This is a genomic window from Nostoc favosum CHAB5714 (genome assembly GCF_020829495.1).
Lineage (GTDB): Bacteria > Cyanobacteriota > Cyanobacteriia > Cyanobacteriales > Nostocaceae > Nostoc > Nostoc favosum.
In genome coordinates, this window is the sequence record NZ_JAIVFQ010000234.1 from 1 (window position 1) to 2,406 (window position 2,406).

Sequence of the window (2,406 nt, forward strand, 5' to 3'; positions counted from 1 at the left end):
ACCCGGCCGGTTCCCGTTCCTTAAGGGGCTGCCAGGGCCACGATGCGGGGCTCGTGCCCGCAGGAGCGGATGAAGGCGAGGAGGTCTTGCGACCCGATGGTGGTCGTCGCGTCGTTGCTGAGCGGGTGATAATTGAGCAGGTTTTCCCGCATCATACGCTCCTCGAGGATGACGGTGATGCGGTTTCCCGTATCGTTGATGAGGCCGAAGGGGGTGACCGAGCCCGGCTCGACGCCCAAAAGCTCCATCAGCAGCTCCGGCTTGCCGAAGGTCAGCCGTTTCGAGCCGATCCTGGCCGGGGCGGCCTTGAGGTCGATGCGGGCGTCCTCCAGACAGACGATCAGCCAGACGGCGCCCTTCTCGTCTTTCAGGAACAAATTCTTGCAATGGCCGCCGGGAATCACTCCGCGCAGGTCGCGCGCCTCGTCGACGGTGAAGGCTGGGGCGTGGTCGCGGGTCTCGGTTTCGATGCCCAGGGACGAGAATCGGGCCATCAGATCGGCGCGGCTGGCAGGCATTTTCACCTTCTCAATGAAGCTTTTACGAACAATGTGAGGTTCCTATTGCATTTGCGCGGAGCATAGGCAATAAGACGCCCGCGCCGGGAACAAACCCTGGCGCCTTACCTAATGCGGGCGTAGCTCAGGGGTAGAGCACAACCTTGCCAAGGTTGGGGTCGAGGGTTCGAATCCCTTCGCCCGCTCCAGGTTTCTGGAAGCTGCGGAATACCGTAGCCTCATACTTTCAGACATAAAATCACAATGCGCCGAACCGGCAAGGATTGGTGCGGTTCTCTAATATCGGATTTGGCGCATGTAAAGTTGCGGCCTTGCTCGGATGAATTGTCCTCCAGGATGTTTCACCAAAACCGTTCAAACCTGAGAACATTCATACTGGTACGCCGCTGACCTCGGCGTTGCGCGAATCTTATTCGCCTGAATACACTACAGCGGATATCAGAGAGGAACATCAGGGAGCAATTTGAGTGCTGATGGTGGGCATGCGCTGGGCGCTTCTTCGCCGCCGATCCATCTAACAATAGAGGCATGCGGTGGGCGACGGATAAATCGTGCCCTCCTATTTGCACACAATTAACACACTAAATTTCTTAGCTCTTTCGGCCACTTCAACAAGTGATAATTCCTTGCGTGGCATGTCCTCTATGAAAATCAGTGAATGGGCCTCTAAGAAGCTCGTAGCAACCGAACCCTTTAGCGCAAAGTTCACGTTCTGAGGAATCGCACCCGACGAAGCAATCGTTGCACCATCGCTGAGGCGAGCGGTCACTACTCCGGCGACCAAGCCACCGGTATCAATCAAGGGCCCTCCACTGTTGCCCGGTTGAACAGGGGCGGAAATCTGCAGATATCGAACGTCATCGCCAATTCCAGATAATGCAGTCACGTTTCCAGATGAAATATTCCCCGCAATACTCAGCGTACCCGCCAGCGGAAACCCGAAAACTGAAACAGTCTCGCCAGCCTTTACCGACTTCCCACTCCTGAACACGGCGAGGTCTTCAATTGGGTATTCCGTATCTACCTTGATCACGGCCAAGTCGTTTTGCGGGTCTGCTCTCAGAAGTTGAGCTTCACTGGGAGTATCTCCCGATCGCAAGACCATTATTTTGCTACACTGGTCGACGACGTGGTTGTTTGTGAGGACGCGTCCGTTTGTGGAGAGCACTATGCCTGTCCCACTTTTCGGAGAACTCTTCTCCGGAGCGTCCCGACTTACGGGTTGTTCGGTGCCAGAATTGTTCGGAGGCTGTACTTCTACTGTTCGTTTGTCTGCTCCACCTTTGGCTTCGGTAACACACCTCGCGAGCGAAGCTGTAAGGCGAAATGTGCCCTCGAGCCAAAACTCATAGCTGCCTTCTGAAAGTTTCAAGTCCATTTGACGGCCGCGTCGGAAGAGATCAATGAGTGTTCCGTCGGAGGGCATTGTTATTACGAAGAAACCTCTGTCCTTAAATTCGCCGATAGCATCGAACCAAACGCCGCGATCAAAACGGTAAGAAACAAGAATCTTCCTGTTGGGCTCTAACCGCCACGAGTCATTCGAGAACCCTAAATACCAGGAATAATTCTCATCTATCGAAACATAAACAATCGTGCCATTCTTATAGCTGGCAGAAGCAGAGCAATGACTAAATCGCTTTGTGTCGTCATATGCGTAGACTCCTGCCATCCAATTGCCGTGTACAGGATACTCTCGGACCCATACTGCTCTTGCTGGCGATGAAACCGCAAAGATAAGAGCTGCTGCAATGAGATACTGTAGTATGCGCATGGAAGGCCGTCCCTGCGGATTTGCTGCAAGCCAACCTAGGACACGGTTTGGGGGGCGTCTAGCCCGGAAAATTCCATACCGTCACGCCGCTGCGCCGGTGCTGACAGCCTTGAT

Annotated in this window: 2 protein-coding genes and 1 tRNA gene; 1 reads left to right on the forward strand and 2 read right to left on the reverse strand. The window is 54.4% G+C overall.

Annotated features, from left to right (window positions below):
- Positions 1-20 precede the first annotated feature (20 nt).
- Positions 21-518: a prolyl-tRNA synthetase associated domain-containing protein gene (locus LC586_RS40235; RefSeq protein WP_229491343.1), complete on the reverse strand. Its 498-nt coding sequence runs from the start codon at positions 516-518 to the stop codon at positions 21-23.
- Between the two features lie 113 nt (positions 519-631).
- Here LC586_RS40235 and LC586_RS40240 point away from each other — a divergent pair.
- A tRNA-Gly gene (locus LC586_RS40240) sits at positions 632-706 on the forward strand.
- Positions 707-1,077: 371 nt separating this feature from the next.
- Here LC586_RS40240 and LC586_RS40245 read toward each other — a convergent pair.
- Complete coding sequence (locus tag LC586_RS40245) at positions 1,078-2,190, reverse strand: S1C family serine protease (RefSeq protein WP_229491344.1); 1,113 nt, start codon at positions 2,188-2,190, stop codon at positions 1,078-1,080.
- Between the last annotated feature and the right edge of the window lie 216 nt (positions 2,191-2,406).

What these genes read in the sequence shown, in the direction of transcription:
- LC586_RS40235 (WP_229491343.1), bottom strand. Translation starts at nt 518, where the DNA reads ATGCCTGCCAGCCGCGCCGATCTGATGGCCCGATTCTCGTCCCTGGGC.
- LC586_RS40245 (WP_229491344.1), bottom strand. Translation starts at nt 2,190, where the DNA reads ATGGCAGGAGTCTACGCATATGACGACACAAAGCGATTTAGTCATTGC.